Origin of the sequence: Streptomyces sp. NBC_00466 (genome assembly GCF_041433995.1) — a bacterium.
Lineage (GTDB): Bacteria > Actinomycetota > Actinomycetes > Streptomycetales > Streptomycetaceae > Streptomyces.
This window is the reverse complement of sequence record NZ_CP107896.1, coordinates 862326-882935: the sequence shown is the minus strand read 5'-3', so window position 1 is coordinate 882935 and position 20610 is coordinate 862326. Positions and strand designations below refer to the sequence as shown.

14 protein-coding genes and 1 pseudogene are annotated in these 20610 nt (G+C 68.5%); 11 read left to right on the top strand and 4 right to left on the bottom strand.

Translation table 11 applies throughout. The features are described from left to right. Window positions 1-1194: 1194 nt before the first annotated feature. From OG210_RS03890 to OG210_RS03865, 6 genes and pseudogenes are all read left to right on the top strand, one after another. Window positions 1195-4662 (top strand): type ISP restriction/modification enzyme, encoded by a 3468-nt coding sequence (locus tag OG210_RS03890; RefSeq protein ID WP_371534987.1) that lies wholly within the window; start codon window positions 1195-1197, stop codon window positions 4660-4662. A gap of 845 nt (window positions 4663-5507) precedes the next feature. After that, on the top strand, window positions 5508-7730 hold the full coding sequence (locus OG210_RS03885) for an MMPL family transporter (RefSeq protein ID WP_371534986.1): 2223 nt from the start codon (window positions 5508-5510) through the stop codon (window positions 7728-7730). Between the two features lie 26 nt (window positions 7731-7756). Then, window positions 7757-8692 carry a streptophobe family protein gene (locus OG210_RS03880; protein WP_371534985.1) on the top strand — a complete coding sequence of 312 codons (936 nt, stop codon included), beginning with the start codon at window positions 7757-7759 and terminating at the stop codon, window positions 8690-8692. A gap of 31 nt (window positions 8693-8723) precedes the next feature. Continuing rightward, window positions 8724-9458, top strand: a pseudogene (locus OG210_RS03875) (response regulator transcription factor). Between the two features lie 34 nt (window positions 9459-9492). Then, a complete protein-coding gene (locus tag OG210_RS03870) occupies window positions 9493-9738 on the top strand; it encodes a hypothetical protein (protein ID WP_328332395.1) in 246 nt (81 codons plus the stop codon). Beyond that, on the top strand, window positions 9735-10997 hold the full coding sequence (locus tag OG210_RS03865; RefSeq protein WP_371534984.1) for a sensor histidine kinase: 1263 nt from the start codon (window positions 9735-9737) through the stop codon (window positions 10995-10997). Before OG210_RS03870 ends, OG210_RS03865 begins: the two co-directional genes overlap by 4 nt. A gap of 39 nt (window positions 10998-11036) precedes the next feature. On the opposite strand, the gene OG210_RS03860 is transcribed toward OG210_RS03865, so the two are convergent. Further along, the gene (locus OG210_RS03860; RefSeq protein ID WP_328332399.1) at window positions 11037-11264 is read right to left on the bottom strand and encodes a hypothetical protein; all 228 of its coding nucleotides are present in this window, start codon (window positions 11262-11264) and stop codon (window positions 11037-11039) included. Window positions 11265-11300: 36 nt separating this feature from the next. Here OG210_RS03860 and OG210_RS03855 point away from each other — a divergent pair, with 36 nt between their 5' ends. From OG210_RS03855 to OG210_RS03840, 4 genes are all read left to right on the top strand, one after another. Beyond that, entirely contained in the window at window positions 11301-12680 is a 1380-nt protein-coding gene (locus OG210_RS03855; protein ID WP_328332401.1) for an MFS transporter, read from the top strand. Continuing rightward, window positions 12677-13912, top strand: coding sequence for a CaiB/BaiF CoA transferase family protein (locus OG210_RS03850; RefSeq protein ID WP_371534983.1), 1236 nt, complete (start codon window positions 12677-12679; stop codon window positions 13910-13912). Before OG210_RS03855 ends, OG210_RS03850 begins: the two co-directional genes overlap by 4 nt. Further along, window positions 13909-15126, top strand: a complete 1218-nt coding sequence (locus tag OG210_RS03845) for an acyl-CoA dehydrogenase family protein (RefSeq protein WP_371534982.1) — start codon at window positions 13909-13911, stop codon at window positions 15124-15126. Before OG210_RS03850 ends, OG210_RS03845 begins: the two co-directional genes overlap by 4 nt. 190 nt (window positions 15127-15316) lie before the next feature. Further along, window positions 15317-16279, top strand: coding sequence for a LysR family transcriptional regulator (locus OG210_RS03840; RefSeq protein WP_328332407.1), 963 nt, complete (start codon window positions 15317-15319; stop codon window positions 16277-16279). Between the two features lie 40 nt (window positions 16280-16319). On the opposite strand, the gene OG210_RS03835 is transcribed toward OG210_RS03840, so the two are convergent. From OG210_RS03835 to OG210_RS03825, 3 genes are all read right to left on the bottom strand, one after another. Next, a complete protein-coding gene (locus OG210_RS03835) occupies window positions 16320-16775 on the bottom strand; it encodes a VOC family protein (protein WP_328332409.1) in 456 nt (151 codons plus the stop codon). A 79-nt stretch (window positions 16776-16854) separates the two neighbouring features. Continuing rightward, window positions 16855-17604, bottom strand: coding sequence for a TetR/AcrR family transcriptional regulator (locus OG210_RS03830; RefSeq protein ID WP_328332411.1), 750 nt, complete (start codon window positions 17602-17604; stop codon window positions 16855-16857). 194 nt (window positions 17605-17798) lie between these two features. Then, entirely contained in the window at window positions 17799-19388 is a 1590-nt protein-coding gene (locus OG210_RS03825) for an MFS transporter (protein ID WP_328332413.1), read from the bottom strand. A 337-nt stretch (window positions 19389-19725) separates the two neighbouring features. Between OG210_RS03825 and pssA the strand changes: the two genes are divergently transcribed. Further along, window positions 19726-20562 (top strand): CDP-diacylglycerol--serine O-phosphatidyltransferase, encoded by an 837-nt coding sequence (pssA, locus tag OG210_RS03820; RefSeq protein WP_371534981.1) that lies wholly within the window; start codon window positions 19726-19728, stop codon window positions 20560-20562. Window positions 20563-20610 lie beyond the last annotated feature (48 nt).

Sequence of the window (20610 nt, the reverse complement as noted above, 5' to 3'; positions counted from 1 at the left end):
TGACAGTGGGCCGGTTCCACGGCCTCGCGGCCGAGGAACCGGCACCACGGGACCGACCCGGGGCTAACCGGGCGGTGACGCTCTCGGGGCGGAACTGTCCTCCAGTGTGGGCAGGCACGCCCAGTCCAGAGTCCCGACTGCCCGCTCGCGATGCGATTTCGCTGCCGCCCCTGGACCTCGAAGCCGGCAGGGGACTCCTCCCGCGCCGTTCAGCCCTGTTCGCCCACTGGTGAGTCGCCGAACCTGACTGTCAATGTTGCCTGCCGCGCTTTCTGGTATGGCGAGCACAGAGTTCGTGAGCATCTCGTTCTTTTGGGGATATCAGATCTCCTTCGAGGCTATATAGCCTCCTTTGTCAATCAATTGGACGCAGGATCTGGCGAACGGACGCTGGGCCGTCCGGATCGCGGCGCTTACCGTCGCTTCCGGGTCCTGGCACCGCTCCTTGGTCACCTCCCGGTCTCGCCTGGTCCATGCTGCAGCAAGTAAGGTGACGCTCGTTTGACGCTCCGGGGCAGGCGGCCCGGCCGTGAACCTGCGCTGACCTGCGGTTATGCTGCTTCCACGTTCGGGTACCTCTTTCCGATGACGCACCATGTGGAGTGCGTGGCGATCCTGGAGCCGGTCCCGAAGGACGCCTGACCTGTGGATTTGCCTGGCCGGGGGATCCCTCGACCTATTTTCCTCCGCACAACGGATCGGACAAGCCGCCATTCGCTCGGTGCTCTGAGCTGCGGTTTCAGGCCCCGGCGGAAATCCGGCCGTGCCGTAGTTCTAGGCGTTTTTTCGCACGATTGACGCTCAAGTGACGCTCGTGCTGAAACCTCGTCACGCCTGGTCGTTCCGCTGTGCACGACCAGGCGTGACGCAACCGGAAGTGGCGCGCGGAGCGCGCCTTATCGCCGAGTGGATCAGTTGAAACGCGTGTGAATGAGGCTCGCGTCCATTTTGGTAGCGGCAACGCCGTCGCATCCGCGTGCGGTTCCACAACGGCCCCTCGCACATCGGCAGGTCTACGTCGGCTTAAAGCGGCCCTCCTGACCAACACCCGCATCTGGTTTCCCAGCGGTCACGGAACGCGCCGTCCGTGCATTTCGCGCGCCCCCCGTGCGTACTGAGCCGGCCCCTTCACCTCCAACAAGTCTGTGTCTGCGGTGATTCACCGCCCGCGTCCATCGCTTGGAAGGGGATAACGTGCCGGAGGAGTGGATACAGGCTCTCGTGGCGGACTTCGGATCCGAGTGCAGGGAGCGTCTGCGGGTCAGCGACACTGAGGCGTCCATCAGTCCGCCGGTGGTGAAGCTGGTGGAGGCAATCGGGGCGCGCTGGAAGCTGAGTCCCCGTCTTCACCCCGAATACCCTTTGCCCGAGGCCCGGGTGCGCCCGGACTACGCGGTGGAGACCTCGGGGCGCATTGTCGGCTTCTTGGAGGTCAAGGCTCCTGGGCATGACGTGACGCCCGACGGCTTTACGAAGCGAGACCGCGAGCAGTGGGAGCTGATGCACCGGCTGCCCAACGTGCTGTACAGCAACGGTCACACATGGTGCTTGTACCGAGGCGGTTCACGGCCTCTCCGCACGGTCCGGCTCGACGGCGATCTTTACCGGTCCGGCAGTCGGTTGCGTACCCGTGAAGCCGACGGTGCCGCGTTTCGGGATCTGTTCCGGGAGTTTCTCGGATGGCAGCCCCAACGCATCACCACCGTGAGTCAGTTGGTGACGTCCCTCGCTTCGCTGTGCCAGTACTTGCGGGAGGAGGCATTGGAGCAGCTTGCCCTCGAACGCAGAGCACCGGACGGCTCCCGCAGTCGGCGGCGTGACCCCAAGCCCTTCACTGCTCTCGCTCACCACTGGAGAGAGGTGCTCTTCCCCTCGACCGATGGACAGGATCCCGACCGCCTCTTCGCCGACCGCTATACCCAGACGATTGCCTTCGCCCTGCTGCTGGCCCGTATCGAGAACGTACCGCTCGCCAACCGGAACTTCGGTGACGTTGCACGTGAGTTGAAGGCCGAGAACATGGTCATGGGCCGAGCCCTGCAGTTGCTGACGGAGACGGTGGACGCCGAGTTCGCCCGCCGAATTGACACGCTCGTGCAGGTCATCGACGCCGTCGACTGGGAGGCGATCCGAGCTCAGAAGCCCGACGCCCACGTTCACCTCTACGAGAATTTTCTACAGGAATACGACCGCGAGCTACGCAAACGCTCCGGCACGTACTATACGCCGCCCCGCCTTGTGAAGGAGATGGTCCGCTTTACCGACGCCGTACTGCGAACCCGCCTGGGTTGCGAGGAGGGGTTTGCCGACAAGCAGGTGACGATCGTCGACCCCGCCATGGGTACAGGGACGTTCCTCAGCGAGATCATCGACAGGGTCGCCGAGGAACGCTCCCGCCGGGGGCAGGGTTTCCGCGGCGAAGCGGTGGAACAGCTGGCGGACCGGCTGATCGGCTTCGAGCGCCAGATGGCCGCTTACGCCGTGGCTCAGATGCGGATCACGCAAACCCTGCGCAAGCAAGACACCGACACTCAACTCAGTGATCTGCGACTCCATCTGGCCGACACCCTCGCAGACCCCTACGAGAGGGCAACGCTCTTCACGTTCTTGCCCGATGGTGATCCTCTGGTCGAGAACACCCGCAAGGCGGATTGGATCAAGCGGGAGCAGAAGGTCACTGTCATGATCAGCAACCCGCCGGACCGGGAGAGAGCCGAGGGTGAGGGCGGCTGGGTGGAGAAGGGCCGCGAGGGGGACGACAGAGCACCTCTGCTGGATGACTTCCGCCTCGGTGGCAGAAACGGAGTGCACGAGAACAAGCTCAAGAACCTCTATGTCTACTTCTGGCGCTGGGCCACCTTCAAGGTTTTTGAACAGCATCGTTCCGAGTCGGACCGCGGAATCGTGGCCTTCATCAGTACCGCGGGCTTCCTGAGCGGGCCTGGTCTCCGGGGAATGAGAAAGTACCTGCGTGAGACTTGTTCGGAGGGCTGGATCATCGACCTCAGCCCGGAGGGCATCCAGCCGCCGATGCGGACACGTCTCTTCGAAAGCGTACAGCAGCCACTGGCGATCGCCGTGTTCGTCCGCAGCAGGGCGGACACCGAACTCGCCCACATCAGGTACGTCGCCCTGGACGGAGGCTCTCGTGAGGAGAAGTACGCGCAGCTCGAGGCTCTCGAGCCGGACAGCCACCAGTGGCGGTCGGTGCGCCAGGACGTCCATGACCCGTTCACGCCCACCGCACGCGGAGCGTGGGACACGTACCCCGCATTGGGTGACCTGTTGCCATGGACTGTGCCCGGCATCTTGCCCAAACGGACATGGGTCTACTCTCCCGACCCCGACACACTGCGCTCCCGATGGCGGAGACTGACCGCTGCGACGGACATTGTCGAGAAGCGTGCCTTGTTCAGAGAGACTCAGAGCCGTACCGTCGACCGGCAGGTCAAGCCCCTCCCAGGGGCAGCGCAGCGACGGCGGTCGATGCTGGAGGCGGGCACCGAGTGCCCGGAACCGGCACTCTTCGCCTTCCGTCCCTTCGATCGGCAGTGGATTATTCCGGACAACAGGATCCTCGACAGATGCTCGCCGGAGCTGTGGGAGAACCGGGCCGAGGGCCAAATTCACATCGTCGAGAAGCACTCCGGACGTTTCGGTGACGGCCCTGCCACGCTGTTCACCGCGCTGATGCCGGATATGGATCACTTCGCCGGCTGGGGTGGTGGCAGGGTGATTCCCCTCTTGCAGAAGGATGGCACCCCCAATGTGACTCCCGGCCTTCTCCAGCACCTTCGCAACTCCTACCGTGGTATGCCTGTCACCGCCGAGGACCTGGCCGCGTACATAGCCGCGATCACGGCCCACCCCGGTTTCCGCTCCCGCTTCGACGACGAACTCACCACCAACGGCGTCCGCGTGCCCGTGACCGGCGATGTCGCACTGTGGTCGGAGGCGCTGCATCTTGGGCGGATGGTGATCTGGGCCTCGACTTTCGGCGAGAGGTTTGTGGACCCGGTAGCGAAGAGGCCTGGTGGGGCCCGGCAGGTCTGGGCGACCGCGCAGCCGGAGATCACGTATAGGAGGCAGGTTGGTGCGGACGAACTACCCGAGGCTTTCGTCCACGATCCCGAAGGTCTCGAAATCCATTTCGGCCAGGGTGTCTTCGGTCCGGTGACTCGGGAGATGCGGGAGTATCGGGTCAGCGGACAGAATGTTCTCGACGGCTGGCTGAAACGCAGGACCGGACGGCCGTCTCGCAGGGCCGTCAGCCAGCTGGACCACATTCGCCCCGCCCGGTGGCAGCCCGCCTGGAGCGAGGAACTCCAGCACGTACTGGCCGTCCTATGGCATCTGATCGAGCTGCAGCCGGCTCAGGCTGAGCTACTCGACGGTGTTCTCATGTCACCTCTGGTAAGCGTCGCCGAGTTGCAGCGTCGGAACGTCCTGCCCGTCCCGGACGCCGCACGCCGTTCTGCGCCCGCACCGGCACAGACTGACCCCATCCCTGGGACCGAGGGGATCGAGGCGCGCGAGCCGCACGCCGTCAGGCCACTCATGGTGGACGAGAGCTCTCCGGCCACTGCTTCGAAGACGCCCTCACGGAGGAGCGGGAAATCCGACGCTATGAAGTCACCCCGCAGGAAGCGTAAAGCTCCGTAGAGCTGCTGGCGGATCTGCTCGACGGTGTCTCCTGGGCGGCGCCCACTGCTGCGTCTCCCGCGTTGTTGGTCCAACTTGGTCCATCGACGTGATGAAGCGGCTCGCTCGTCCGCTGTACGACAGCTGCAGATCCTGCACTGGGCCGTGGAGGCCAAGCGGTCGGCTGTACTGGCAGGGAGCCTGAAATCCCCAGCAATGACCGACCAGGACGTAGCTCCGGGGCGTGACGCCCGTTCGACCTGACCGGGCCGGCACCACGGCCGGCCCTGGTTCTGCACTCGGATGCGGGCAGTCAATACACGTCGTACGCGTTCACCGCACATTCCTCAAGCTCGGCATCCACGCCTCGACCGGTGCAGCCGGTGACGCCCCGGACAACGCGCTCACGGAGTCCTGGATCGCCCTCCACGAAACGGAGTTGAGAGGCGAGGCGCCGACGACCTCTGCGGCGAGCAGTCCTGCCGGGGACGTTCCGCTGCTGGGGGAGAGTCCGGCCGTGGCGGAGACCACATTTTCATTCCAGGCTGCCGTGTTCTGTGTGTTCTCCGGGAATCCGCGGAAGCAGGGGCGGGGGAGATCGCTGCGATCCGCCTCAATTCAGGACAAGGGTGACCGGGGATTCCCAGGAAACTCCCAGGGACTCCCCGGAAGCGGCGATGTGGGGTTGCCAGAGTTCAGCCACGCCGACGGATGGCACCACGGGTCACGTCACGACAGCCCCCGGACCGTGACGTGCGCCGGGACCCCACACATGTGCCGTGCCAGGGACTCGCGATGAGCACCCGCACGGACCGTCCGATCCGGCCGCCCTTCCGGACCCTCAATTCCCTTTCCAGGAGTTACCCGTGGCGGCCTTTCTCTACAGACTCGGCCGGTTCGCCTTTCGGCACCGCTATTTCGTGGCCCTGTTGTGGATTTCGCTCCTCACCCTGGGCGGCATCGCCGCGTCCCAGGCCCCCGCCTCCGGCCCTACGACCTTTGCCATGCCCGGCACCGAATCCCAGCGCGCCTACGACCTGATCGATGAGCGGTTCGGGGGGCGGAAGGCGGACGGCGCGACGGCGCAGGTGGTCTTCAAGGCCCCCGAAGGCCGCAAGATCACCGATCCGGATATGCGAAAGGTGGTCGAGAGCACGGTCGATGAACTCGCCTCCGGCTCCGAAGTGGCCCAGGTGGCCGACCAGTTCAAGGCGAAGGCCGTCAGCGCCAACCAGTTGGCCGCGTACGCCCAGGTGACCTACAAGGTCTCCAGTGCGGAGCTGTCGGACCACTCCCGCGAAGACCTCAGCGGCGCGATGGCGGAGGCCTCGCGGTCGGGGATGACGGTCGAGGCCGGAGGCGCGGTGCAGAACGAGACGAAGGGGTCGCACGCCGCCGAGGCCACGGGGCTCGCCATCGCGGCCGTCGTCCTGCTCCTCACCCTGGGTTCGCTGCTCGCCGCCGGGCTGCCGCTGGTCACCGCCCTCATTGGCGTCGCCATCGGCGTGTGCTCCATCACCGCGCTGGCGTCGACCCTCGAACTGGACTCCACCACCTCCGTCCTTGCCATGATGCCGGGCCTGGCCGTGGGGATCGACTACGCGCTGTTCATCGTCTCGCGCTACCGCAGCGAGCTGGCCGACGGACGGCGACGGGAGGACGCGGCCGGGCGGTCGCTCGGCACGGCCGGCTCGACCGTGATCTTCGCCGGACTGACCGTGGTGATCGCCCTCGCGGGTCTGGCCGTGGTCAACATCCCGCTGCTGACGAAGATGGGCGTCGCCGCCGCGGGGACAGTGGTCCTCGCCGTCCTGGTCGCGCTGACCCTGGTGCCCGCACTCCTGGGCGTGGCCGGCAGCCGGATCAAGGCGCTCCGGCAGCGTAAGAAGTCGGTACACACTGCCGGAGCCGAGGACGGTGGGACCACGGCGGCGGCACCGAACATGGGCAGCCGCTGGGCGGCCTTCGTCATCCGCCGCCCCGTGTCCGTGCTGATCGTCGGCGTCGTCGCGCTGTGCGCACTGGCCGTCCCGGCGGCATCCCTGAAGCTCGGAATGCCCGACGGAGGCTCTCAGCCGGAGAGCAGCACGCAGCGCAAGGCGTACGACCTGATCTCGGAGAACTTCGGCCCCGGCTTCAACGGACCTCTGCTCGCCATCGCCGACGCGAAGGACAGCGACAACCCGAAGCAGGCAGTGAGAGAGGTGTCCGCCGCACTGAAGGGGATCGACGGCGTCTCCACCGTCGGCCCGGCCCGTTTCAACGAGGCCGGCGACACGGCGATGATCACCGTCATTCCCGAGACCCGTCCCGGCAGCAGCGAGACGGAGAGCGTCGTGCACGCCATCCGTGCCGAAGGCGGTGACGTCATGGATGAACACGGCGGACGGCTGATGGTCTCCGGCACGACGGCGATGAACATCGACGTGTCGCAGAAACTGAACGACGCGCTCCTGCCCTACCTGGCTCTGGTCGTCGGCCTCGCCTTCCTGTTCCTCGTCTTGGTCTTCCGTTCCCTCGCGGTACCGCTGAAGGCCGCTCTCGGATTCCTGCTCTCTGTCGCCGCGTCGCTCGGAGCGGTCGTCGCGGTCTTCCAGTGGGGCTGGTTCTCCTCGCTCCTGGGGGTCACGGATCCCGGGCCCGTCATGTCGATGATGCCGATCTTCATGGTGGGAATCGTCTTCGGACTGGCCATGGACTACGAGGTGTTCCTGGTGACCCGGATCCGCGAGGCTTACACCGGCGGGCGGACGGCCCGCGAGGCGATTGTCACCGGATTCCGGCACAGCGCGCGAGTGGTCACCGCCGCAGCACTGATCATGATCGCCGTCTTCGCGGGGTTCATGGGGTCGGACGAGCAAATAGTGAAGACCATCGGCTTCGGCCTGGCCGCCGCCGTGTTCATCGACGCCTTCATCGTGCGGATGACCCTCGTGCCGGCCGTACTCGCCCTCATGGGCGACAAGGCGTGGTGGCTGCCCCTGCGCCTCGATGCCGCACTTCCCCGGGTGGACATCGAAGGGGACGACCGGCACGACGAAGAGGAGGACGAAGAGCTCGCCGCCGTTCTTCCCGGCACCCATACCTGAAGACGGCATACGGAGAGAAGGCCGCGATGGCAACCTCGAAGAAGAAGACTCCCGAAAAGGAATCCGCAGAGGAATCCGCGAGGGAATCCGCACAATCCGCGAAGAGGGAATCCGTAAAGGCAGTCGCACCGAAAAGCCCCGGCACCGTCACCCGTCATCTTCTGGAAGGAGCGGCCTCCGTCGTAGCCGCCACCTCGGCGGTCGGCGGAGTCTTCCTGGCGCTGGTCCTCGTACCGCTGGTGCTGTCGGCCCTGCTGGTCGGCCTGGCGTTGGCCGGCCAGGAACTGCCGGGGCAGGCCGCGAAGGCCGGTGGGGCGCTCCTGCTCCTCGCACCCAACCTCCTGGCCGTTCTCCTGACCACGGGTGCGGGCTCCGCCTGGCAGGGCACGATGCAGAGGCAACAGGGCCAGGGCGGCGGGATGGGGGCCATGCTCGGCCAGGGCCAGGCGGCCCCCTCATCCCCGCCGCGCGGCAAGAACGTCATGGACATCGCGGTCGCGGGCATCCCCCTGTGGGCCGTCGGACTGGTGCTGCTCCTCGCCGCGCTGCTCATCTGCGGCTACCGAGCCACTGCGCGCACACCGGCGCCCACCGCGCGTCAGGCCGCGAACGCCCTGTTCGGTTTCCATCTGCAGATCGCGATACGCATCTCGGTCATCACGTCCCTGTGCATCGTGCTGCTCTCCTGGCTCACCACAGCCTCCGGATCCTTCGGCATCGGTATCATGGGGATGCAGATGGGCGGTGCCGAAGCAGACCTGAGCGGTAACTGGCTGCCGGCCATTCTCATCGGCGGCATCCTCGGCGGTGCCGCAGGGTATGCCGGGAGCCATCTCCACCATCTCCACCGTCTGTATCGAATGCGGCGGTCCACCACACCTCCCGATGAGAAGGGCCGCCCGGACCTGTCCCCGCCCACGGAACGGGCACGGCCCCGGGCTGCCGCAGCCAAGAACTCATGACCGCGCCGCAAGGCGAACACCGCTGTCCAGGATGCCGAGGATGACCACTCCCCTTCCGGCAGCCGGCGGGAACCTGCTCGTCGTCGACGACGAGCAGACCGTCCGGGAGCTGCTGCCGACCGCACTGCGCCATGCCGGCTTCACCGTGGATACGGCCGCCAACGGCGAACAGGCCCTGGACAGGGCAGCCCAGAACCCCCCTGACCTGGTGCTGCTCGACGTCATGCTGCCGGACATGGACGGCTTCGAAGTCATCCGGCGCCTGCGTGAGCAGCCGAACCCGGCAGACATCCATCGCCTCGGTCCCGTCCCCGTCATCTTCCTCACCGCGCGAGAGGCCACCCAGGACAAGGTCAACGGCCTCCTCCTGGGCGGTGACGACTACGTCACCAAACCCTTCGACCTCGAAGAGCTGATTGCCCGTATTCAAGCCATCCTGAGAAGGACCAAAGGAAATCCTCATGCGACGCTGGTGATTGCCGACCTCGAACTCGATCCCGAGGGGCACCAGGTCACCAGAGCAGGTGTTCCGATCCGGCTTTCTCCGACCGAATTCCGGCTCCTGCATTTCCTCCTCTCCAACCCGGGGAGCACGGTGTCCAAACCGCAGATCCTGGAACACGTCTGACGCTACGACTTCGGTGGCGACCCCAGCATCGTGGACAGCTATTTCAGCTACCTGCGGCGCAAGATCGACAACGGTGGTCCCAAACTCATCCACACGGTGCACGGGGTTGGCTACGTCATGCGCGGACCGCGCCCGTGATCGTGAGTGCGGCGACGTCCGGACCCGGCCGGCCGTGAACCGTTACTCCCTCCGCGCCCGCCTGCTGTTCCTCGCGGCGACACTGCTGGCTGTCGGCCTGCTGACCAACGGGTTCTTCGTGATCAACGCGCTGGATGGGTACCTGATGAAGCAGGCCGATTCCCGGTTGAACGTCACCACGCAGATTTGCGCCCGGCTGCCCGTCGCTGCTCTGGAACCGGCACAGGGCCCACAGATTCCCTCGCGGTGGAACCAGTTCAGCACCCGGTCCTGTACGTGAACGCTCAGGGGGAAGTCCTGAACGAGCTCCCCGCGGAGAAGACATCGCCCGGCGGTGGTCCCGATCTGCCGGTTCTCGACGCCGACGCCGTCACGGTGAGGCAGGGCAAACCATTCACCGTCGACTCCCGGGACGGTACGGGGCGTTGGCGGGTCAACGCAGTGCCTCACCAGGCACCCAACGGCCCCTTGGATGCCGCCTTCAACACGCCGGTCAACGTGGTTGTGGCCGCGTCTCTCAGCCAGGTGGACGACATCGTGAACGAGATCCGGAGCATCTCCGCAACGGTGGGCAGCGTCCTGCTGTGCGTCCTCACGTCGGTCGGCTGGCTCGCCGTGCGCTCGGGCCTCGGCCCCCTGACCCGTATCGAGGAGACCGCGGCGGCCATCGCCCACGGCGACCTGTCCCGCCGTGTGCCCACGCTGGCCGGGCCGCGCACCGAAACGGGTCGGCTCACTGCCTCGCTCAACGGGAGGCTCGTCCAGATCGAGACCGCCTTCCAGGCCAGAGAGGAGGCCGAGGCGCGTATGCGCCGCTTCGTGGCCGACGCCAGTCACGAAATGCGTACCCCGCTGGTCGGCATCAAGGGATACACGGACCTCTACCGCATGGGCGCGCTGCCGACCCGGGAGAGCGTCGACGAGACCATGGAACGCATCGCCCGGGAATCCGAACGCCTGGGCAGGCTCGTCCAGGACATGCTGCTGCTCGCGAAACTCGACGAGAGCAACCCCCCGGCACAGTCCGCACCGGCGACCCCTGCGCCGTACCCGCTGGACCTGGCCCCCATGGATCTGCGCACCCTCGCGATCGACGCCCTGCACGATATCCAGGCCATGGCCCCCACCCGGTCCGTCAGCCTGACCGGCCCCGATGAGGGAAAGGCAGCCTCGGCTCCGGCGCTCGCGGACGAGGCCCGGCTGCGCCAAGTGGTCAGCAACCTGGTCGGCAACGCCCTGAACCACACACCGTCCGACAGCGGCATCCGCATCGGCGTGGGCTCCCTCGACGGCCGGGCCGTGCTTGAGATCGAGGACACGGGTCCGGGTCTGACAGCGGACGAACAGGAGCGGGTCTTCGAGCGCTTCTACCGCGCAGACACCTCACGCAGCCGTAGCACGGGCGGAGGCTCCGGCCTCGGGCTCGCCATCGTCCATGCCCTGGTCACCGCCCACGGCGGCCGCATCGAACTGCGCTCGGCACCAGGCGAAGGGTGCCGCTTCAGAGTGCTGCAGCCTCAGCTGCGCATCGAGAGCTGATTCGAGAGCTGATTCGAGAGCTGACCTCCCCGGCGGTGTTCAAGCCCGGCCGGAGCGTGCGTAAGAGGCGGCCGAGCGGTACAGGTTGGCTGCCATCAGGCCGCGCTCACCTCCGGCCCGGGTCTCGTAGAACTGGGCGACGCCCTCCGCGTTGGGCCGGTGTGCGGCCAACCCCATCGGCAGCGGGACTTCGGAATCGCCGAAGGCTCCCTGCGGAAACCCGTGGTTGTTGCGGACCGCTCTCCTCCGGTTGCCTGTGGTCTGCATCGCTCTTCCCGGTGATGCGGGACTGTGGAGGTGAACGTGACCGCGCACGCAGCGTCGCAGGTGACGGCCGGGCCCGGGGAGGGGAGGAGCCCCCGGCGGGGGGTGTTGCCGAAGGACTGGTGGATCATCGGCCTGCTCCTCGCCTTCTTCACGCTCAACTTCGCGGACAAGGCGGCGATCGGGCTCGCCGCTCCCGACGTCGAGAAAGAACTCGGGCTCGACGCCGGACAGTACGGCCTGGTGTCGAGCTCCTTCTTCTGGCTGTTCGCCGCGGGCGCGGTCGTACTCGCGCTGGGCTTCCGGCGGATCGGCTGGCGATGGTCCGCCGCGCTGCTCATGCTCGCCTGGATGCTGAGCATGGCGCCGCTCGCCGTGCCCACCACCCTCACGGTGCTGATCGTTTCGCGGATGATGCTCGGCTTCTTCGAGGGCCCGGCGCACGTCCTGTGCCAGTCCGTCGTCGCGGACCGCTTCGCGCCGGAGCAGCGGGCCTTCGCCGGGGCCGTGGTCAACGCGGGTTCATCGGTCGGGCCGTTGGCCGCCGCCCCCCTCGTCACCTGGGTGATCCTCACCTGGAACTGGCATGTCGCGTTCTCCGTGTTCGTCGTGGTCGGCCTGGTCTGGGTGGTGATCTGGTGGCTCGTGACCCGCCGGGAGCCGGGCATGGGGCCGCAGGGGACACCCGTCGGCCGGTCCGCCCGCGCGGAGCAGGCCGAGGATCCCAACGGCGACATCGACGTGCCGCTGACAACGCTGTTGCGCGACGGGAGTTTCTGGGGGCTGGCGCTGCTCTCGTTCGCCGGGTACCTCATCACCTCGCTCAAGGTCGCCTGGCTGCCGTCGTTCCTGCACGGGGGGATGGGCTACTCCCAGCAGACCGTCGGCCTGCTGGTCACGCTGCCCTACGGGTTCGCAATCGTCGTCCTGCTCGGCGCGGGGCTGCTGTCCGGGCGCCTGCTGCGGGCGGGATACTCGGCCCGGGCCGCACGCGGCTACCTCACCATGGGCTTCCTCTGCTTCGCGGGGCTGGCCATGGTCGCCTTCACGCAGATTTCGCCGGGGATCCCGCAACTGGTCCTGGTGGTGGCCGCCTTCTCGATCAACAGTGTGGCGTTCTCGGTAGCCTTCGCCGGCGCGGCGGACTTTCTGCCGCGCCGGCACCGCCCCGGCTTCTTCGGCTGCATCATCGCCGTCTACAGCATCGCCGGCATCGTCGCCCCCTGGGCGCTCGGCGCCATCGTGGACGCGGCCCGCACCGTGGCCCAGGGCTACGCCGACGGCTTCCTCGTCGTCGGGACCGCCATCGTGGTCTTCGCCGTCGCCGGGGGCCTCCTGCTGAACCCGGCACGCTCCCGCGCGGCGCTGCTGGCCGAGACCGCACGCCGCCGGGCCGTGACCGCGGAGGTGGCCCGATGAGCACCACGACGGGCATCCGCCCGCTGGCCGGCCTGCGCGTGGTGGACTTCGGTCAGTACATAGCGGCGCCGGGGGCCGGCCAGAACCTCGCCGACCTGGGCGCCGACGTCATCAAGGTGGAACCTCCGGCAGGGGACCAGGCACGTGGCATCGGCCACTTCGGTACGGCGATGGTGCGGGCCAACAACCGGGGCAAGCGCAGTATCGCCGTCGACCTGCGGGCTCCGGCCGGCCGGCAGGTGGTACGTGACCTCGTGGCCTCGGCGGATGTGCTCCTGCACAACTTCCGGCACGGCGTGAGCGAGCGACTGGGCCTCGGCCCGGACACCCTGCTGGCGCGCCACCCCCGACTCGTCTACGGATTCGTCACCGGCTTCGGCACCCGCGGACCGTCGGCGTGCCGGGCCGGTCTGGACATCGCCGCGCAGGCGGAGTTCGCCGTCATGGACCTCACCGGGGCCGCGGACGGCGAACCGCAGCGGGTGGGCTTCACCATCGCCGACGTCCTGGCCGCCCAGGCGCTCACCTCCGGGATCCTGGCAGCACTCCTGCAGCGTGCCGCCACCGGCCGGGGCGAGGTGGTGGAAACCTCGCTCATGGAGGCGGTGGTGCACGCCCAGGCGGCCACCTGGGCCGAGTACGAGCTGAGCGGTGCCGCCCCGCGACGGCGCGGCAACGGGCAGGCGCTGGCGGCGCCCGCCGCCGATCTGGTGCGCACCCGCGATGGTGGCGCGCTGGTCGTCTCGGCGTACACCGCCGAGAAGTTCGCGGCCCTGTGCGAGCTGATCGGCCGCCCCGGTCTCGTCACCGACCCGCGGTTCGCCACGAATCCCGCCCGGGTCGCCCACCGTCCGGAACTGCTCGACCTGCTGCACGACACCCTGGGGCGGCTCGACCGGGCGGAGGCCGTGGAGCGGCTGCGGTCCGCGGGCATCGTCTGCGGGGCGGTACGGCGTTTCGACGAGGTCGTCGGGGACGCCGATGTGCTCGCGTCCGGGCTGATCGCCGACTGCACCGGCGAACGGGCCGCCTACACCGCGCCGACCACACCCTTCTCCCTGGGCGGGACGCGCCCCGCCACTTCACTGCCCGCGCCCGGCGTGGGGGAGCACACCGGCCGCGTCCTGGCCGAACTGGGCAGGACCCCGGCGGAGATCCGTGCACTGACCGAGGACGGTGTCGTCGTCTGCGCGGACGCCGGAGCCGCCGCACCGAAGGAGGAACCAGCATGATCGACCCGGACGTCTTCCCGCTCGGCTTCGAGGAGTACCTGAAGCGCGTGGCCACCCTGACCGACGAGGTACTCATCCCCGCCGAGCCCGAGATGGTGGCGGCGGGCGCGGTGCCGGAACACGTCATGCGGGCGCTCGCCCACAACGGACTGTTCGCGGTGTCGATTCCCCGGCACCTCGGTGGCCTGGAGTGGAGCATGACCGAGCAGGTCAGGCTCACCATGGAGTTCACCCGTGCCTCATGCGTCTACCGCTCGCGCTTCTCCACCGTGATCGGGCTGTGCTCCCAGGCGATCCTCGACCACGGCACCGATGAGCAGCGGGAAGGGCTCCTGCCGAAGATGGCGGCGGGCGAGCACATCACCGCGTTCGCCCTGACCGAACCCGAGGCGGGTTCGGATGCCGCCTCGCTGACCACGACCGCGCGCAGGGTCGACGGCGGCTGGGTCATCGACGGCCGCAAGCGCTACATCACCAATGCCCACTGGGCGGACGACCTGGTCGTCTTCGCCCGGACCGGGGAGGCGGCCGACGGCGCAAGGGGCGTATCCGCCTTCCTGGTTCCGCGTGCAGCCGACGGCGTCACCACCCGCCTCCCCACCCGGATGAACGGCCACGCCGAGGCCCCGGTGGCCGAGATCGAGCTGACAGGCGTACGGGTGAACGACTCGGCCCTCCTCGGCGGTTCACCCGGCACCGGGTTCGCCGCAGCGCTCCGCGGCATCAACCATGCCCGTCTGCACGTCGCGGCCACCTGCGTCGGACAGGCCACCCGGATGCTGGAGGAGACCGCCGAACACCTGCTGGGCCGAAGGCAGTTCGGGGCGCCGCTCGCCGACCTCGGGGCGGTTCAGGCGGACCTCGGCGCGTGCTTCGCGGAACTGGAAGCCGGACGGGCGCTGACCATGGAGGCGGCGCGGGCGTTCGACTCGGCAACCGTCCCACGGCACCGCATCGCCGCGGCCAAGCTGTTCTGTTCCGAGATGGCGAGCCGGGTGGCGGACCGCTGCGTCCAACTGCTCGGCGGCGAGGGCATCGTCGGCGACCACCCCGTGCCCCGGATGTGGCGGGACGTGCGGGCGCTGCGCATCTATGAGGGCTCATCTCCGGTGCACGAGCGCAACCTTGGGCGGGCGGTGACCCGGCAGGTGCTGCGGGACGGCACACTTCCCGACACCTACCGCGCGACCCGCGGGCAGGCCGCGAGCGGGTGAGCGGCCTCGACGAGGGGCGGGATCGGCGGGATCGGGGACGGGGCGCAATCGGTCCGCAGGCACCGCAGGCACCGCAGACACCGCAGGGCCGGTTGAGGGACGGACCACGGGCGGTCACCGGACACCCGGGCGCGCTGTGTTGTGCTGTGCTGTGGGAAAGCAGGGAAAGCGGGAAAGGAGCGGGACCACCGTGGAACTGCGACAGCTGGAGCACTTCATGGCAGTGGTGGACCACGGCGGTCTGGCCCGTGCCGCAGAGCGGCTCTACCTGTCCCAGCCCACCGTCTCCAGCTCGATCCGTGCCCTGGAACGGGAGCTGAAGGTCTCCCTGTTCCACCGCACAGGCCGCCGTCTCGTGCCCACTTCCGCGGGCCTGGAACTTGTCCCGCTGGCCCGCCGGGTGCTGGACGACGTGGTCGCCGCTCAGGACGCCATGCGCAGCGCCCGCGAGGTCGGCGGGGGAGTCCTCACTGTGATGTGCACGCCGGACATGTCGGGTGAGGCGGTGGCCTCCTGGGCCGGCGGGTTCACCCACAAGTACCCGGCCGTCCGGCTGGACATCAGCGAGGTCGGATCCCGGCACGAACTCGTCACGGCGGTGGCGGACGGCCAGGCCGAGCTGGGATTCACCCTGGAGTCCGAACTCCGCAGCGACCTCCACTTCGTCGAGCTGGGCGTGCAACGGCTGCTGCTGGTACGGCCGCAGGGGCACCGGCCGCCGGAGGCCGGCAGCGTCCCCCTCTCGGAAATCGGTGACCTGCCACTGGCCTGCCGGCAGGCCGCCCCCAACGAGGACGACGCGGTGCGCACGGCCCTGGCCGCGCACGGGATCGAGGCGGTGATCGGGGCCAACGTCCCCAGCCGGACTGCACAGCTGGCCTTCGTGCTGGGCTCGGGGTTCCAGGCCTTTCTGCCGTTGCGCATGTGCGCGACCGCGTTGGACGCCGGCGCCTGCGTCGTCGAGACAGACCCCCTGATCGAGTCCCCCTTCGGAGTCGTGCACCGCTCCGGGGTACTCGCCCCGGCCGCGCAGCAGTTCGTACACGATGTCCGGTCCGCTCTGCGGGGCTGGTTCGACGCGATCGCGGCACACCGCGCCGAAGGACTCGGCCTGGTGGAAGCGGTGGTCGCCGCACGCGACACCACGATGTGAGCCGAGCCGTCGGCCGCCACCGCTGTCCGGCCCACGGTTCCTAGACCACGCAGAACTCGTTGCCTTCCGGGTCCTGCAGTACGACGCCGTAGTGCCCCATGTCCGGCTCATCCGTGATCCGGAGTACTCCGGCGCCGGCTTCGGTCAGTCTTTCCACCGTGGCGGTGACCCGCTGGGTGCGGACCGTCAACGGGACGTCGCGCCCGCCGCCGACCTTCAGGTCGAGGTGTATCCGGTTCTTGGCGGCCTTGAGCTCCGGCACCTGCTGGAACCACACCCGCGGCCCCTGCCCTGCGGGATCGACGATCGACTCCGGGGTGTCGCCCGCACCGGCAGGCAACTCCTCCTCGGGCACCCCCATGGCCGCCCAGTACTCCCGCCACGTGGCATGGCCGCCCGGCGGAGGTTCGGGTACGTATCCCAGAGCTTCGCTCCAGAACGCCACCAGTCTCTGTATGTCGGTGCAGTCGATCGTCAGTTGCAGCGTCATCTCCATGACCGGAGCCTGGCAGACAGGTCTGACATTCCGCCGAGCCCGACGTGCCAGTGCCTGATGCGCGCGTGTCTGACGCGCGTCAGGAGGCCCCCGGGCTCTCCTGGCGCGCGTTCACCATGACCTCGACACCGTCGAGGACCCGCTGGAGTCCGAAGACGAACTCATCGGTGGGGGCGTCGATGACGCCGGCCGTGATGAGCTCGCTCAGGACAGGGAAGTGGTCCGCGTCCACGAGCTTCGCCAGGAGCCGTCCGTACTGCGGCATCGTGGCCCCGTCGTCGCCCGGCAGCTGCAGGGCCGCCGTGGACAGCTTCGTACCGGCGTGCACATAGCCGTTCATGAGGAGCACGACGGAGAACTTCTCGGTCGCGCTGAGCCCGGTGCTGTGCAGCATCTGCAGCCCGCACTCCATCCAGGACAGCTGCCCGGGCTCCAGCGGCGGGCCGGCCGTCGGGATCTGCAGCATCCAGGGGTGGCGGCGGTAGACGGCGAGCAGCTCGGTCGTCCAACGCTCCAGTCCCGCACGCCAGTTCTCCACCGGGGTCTCAGGAAAGGGCGGCTTCCCGTACGCGGTGTCGAGCATGAAGACCAGCAGGTCGTCCTTTGTCGCCACATGGCGGTACAGCGACATGGTCGCGCAGCCCAGCCGTTCGGCGAGCCGGGCCATGGACAGCTTCGCCAGGCCGTCGGAGTCGGCGAACCTGACCGCTTCCGCGACGATGCGCTCCTGGCTCAGCTCGGGCAGGGAGCTCCGGGGCACACGGCGCCGGGACTCCCAGAGCCGTGCCACGCTCGGCGGGAGGGCGCTCCCCTTGTCTACGGTGCTCACCTGATGCTCGCCTTCGGGGGAGAGGAATGGAAGGTGATGGCGCGCGGACGACCGCACGGTGGCGGCGCGGCCTTCGCAGGCGTCCCGCCTCACCTGGCTCCAGTCTGCATGGTCCGTCGTTCCTCGCTGGATTTTACTGTCCGGCGGTGTCCCGTCCGGTCGCGGACGGGACACCGCCGGAGCCGTGCCGGTCCTCACCGTGCGGCATCCGCCACCCGGGGCGGCACGCTCCCGGCCGCCCCGGCCGCCCCGGCCGCCCCGGCCGGTGCGGGAGCGGCGATCGGCTCCTTGCGCAACAGGATCGCACTGAGCACGGCGGTCACCCCGAGGACGCCCGCAGCTGTCAGCGCCGCCAGGTCGAGACCGTGGGTGAAGGCTTCACGTCCGGCGTGCAGCAGGCTGTCGGCGGTCCCGCCGGTCAGCCGGCCGGCCGCCGACGTGGTGCCGCCGATGCTGCCCCGGGCCGCGTCGAGATCGCTGCTGGACAGGCCGCGGGGATGTACGTCGGCCATCCGATGGTGGAACACGGCCAGGCCGATGGTGCCGAAGGCGGCGAAGCCGAGGGCGTTGCCCAGTTCGTTGGCGGTCTCCGACACAGCCGCGGACGAGCCGGCGCGCTCGGGCGGCGCGGCGGTCAGGACGATGTCGGCGACCCGTGCCTTCACCATCAGCAGACCGGCAGCGATGAGGGCGACACCCGCCATGACGAACAGCACAGGGGAGTCCGCCCGGACGAAGAACAGCAGCCCGCAGCCGACCGCCATGACCACCATGCCGCAGGCAAGGAAGTTGCCTGGGCGAACGCGGCGTGAGTACGTGGCCGTGATCGGCGCGGCCATGGCGACCACCGGGAACGCCGCGAGCGACCACAGGGCCGCCGTGAAGGGGCGCATCCCCAGGACGGACATCAGGTACTGGTTCACCAGCAGGTTGATGCCGATGAGCGTGCCGTGGACGATCAGGGTGATGGCCACCGAACCGCTGAACGCCCGGTAGCGGAAGAGTTCCAGGTCGAGCAGCGGGCCGGCCACCGTGCGCTGGCGCTGTACGAAAGCGAAGCCGAGAGCGAGCCCGGCGGCGATGCTGAGCACCGCGCTCGGGCTGTAGCCGTTCACGGCGGACTCCTTGACGCCGTACACCACCGTGAGGATCGCCGCGAAGGAGAGCACGGCACCGATCGCGTCCAGCTTGCCGCGCGACGGGTCGCGGTGCTCGGGGAGCAGGAACGGCGCGAGCGCCACCAGCAGGACCATGACCGGGATGTTGATGAGGAAGACCGACCCCCACCAGAAGTGATTGAGCAACAGGCCGCCGATGACGGGGCCGAACGCGGTGCTGCTGGTGAGCACGCCGGTCCAGGCCGCGATGGCGGTCCTGCGCTGGTCGGCGTCGTCGAACATGACGCGGATCATTCCGAGCACGGTGGGTGTCACCGGCGCGGCCGCCACACCGAGCAGGGCCCGGGAGGCGATCAGGGCCTCGGGGGTGGTCGCCATGGCCGCGCAGGCCGAGGCAGCGCCGAACAGCAGCGCACCGGTGATCAGGAGCTTGCGCCGGCCGATCCTGTCGCCCACCCACCCCATCGGAATGAGTAACCCGGCAAGTGCGAACGGGTAGATATCCATGATCCACAGCAACTCGGGTGCGCTGGGCCGCAGATCGGCACTCATGGCCGGTACGGCGAAGTTCAGCACGCCGATGTCCAGCATGATCAACAGCGACCCGAGGGTGAGGACCGCGAGGCCCGCCCACTCCTTGGTTCCTGCCTTGGTCTTGGTGTTCATCGCTCTCCCCTTCGAGGTGCGTACGCCACACGCGAGGCGTATCGCGTACGCTCAGCGTATGACGTACGCAAGGAAGCGGCAAGGGTGTCATTTCCGGTCCGGCTCTTGATCCGTGGCCTTGGCCCGGAGTGGTGACCATCCCGCCGACCGGGATCAATCCCCGCAGTACATGGACTGGTTGACCGAGATCCCGGTCTGATCGGTGCATTGGGCCGACGGTGCTGCTCGGCTGTACGGTCAGGGCTTCGACCGTCCTGGCCACCGGCGCCGCCGCCCGGCTGCGGCCATCCGCACGGTCGGCTCCGTCCCCTGCCAGAGAGTCCAGAAGGAGAGACCGTTGAGCGTTACCGATTCCGAGCTTCCGGCGTCATGGACAACAGAGGAACCCGCTGAGCACGCTCAGAACACGGTGTCCCCTTCGCGGCTGTCGATCGCCGATGTGCTGACCCTCGGCAACGCGGTATGCGGCTTCGCCTCGGTGTACTTCATCACGACCAACGTCCTGGTCCCCTACCTCGGCGACGGTCCGGGCCAGGGAGTGGGGCAGGTGCGCCAGGCCGGTGCCACCGCGGTCCTGCTCATGCTGATGGCCTCGCTGTTCGACCTGTGCGACGGGCTGGTCGCACGCAGGTTCCGCAGCTCCGGCATGGGGGCCGAGCTCGACAACCTCTCCGACCTGATCAGTTTCGGTCTCGCACCGGCCTACTTCGTCGTCGTCTGGGGGCTGGTCAGCGGCACCGACTACCCGGGCCTCGTCGTCGTGGCCGGCCTCGCCGTGCTGCTGGCCGGGCTGCTGAGGCTGGCCCGGTTCTCCTGCACCACGATGCAGGACGGCATGTTCCAGGGCATGCCGATTCCCTTCGCCGCCCTCACCGTCGTCTCGATCGTCCTGCTTCAACTGCCGTTCGTGCCAACCCTGCTCGCAGTCCTGGGCGTCGCCTGGCTGATGGTGAGCCGGGTCGAGTACCCGAAGCCCACCGGCAAGCTGGCGGTGGCCACCATCGTGTGGGGATCGGCCAACATCGGGTGCCTGGTGGCCTGGGCCACCGGTATCGCGGGCGGTGAGTCGCTGATGGTCACAGGCTGCACCCTGCAGGTGCTGGTGGCAGCCGTCCTGCCGGTCTTCGCGGGGATGCGACGGATCAACGCCGTGCGGCAGCGACGCGCGGCCTGACGTCCCCCCCGTCGCGGCGACGCGTGGCCCGACGCCCCCTCGTGCGGC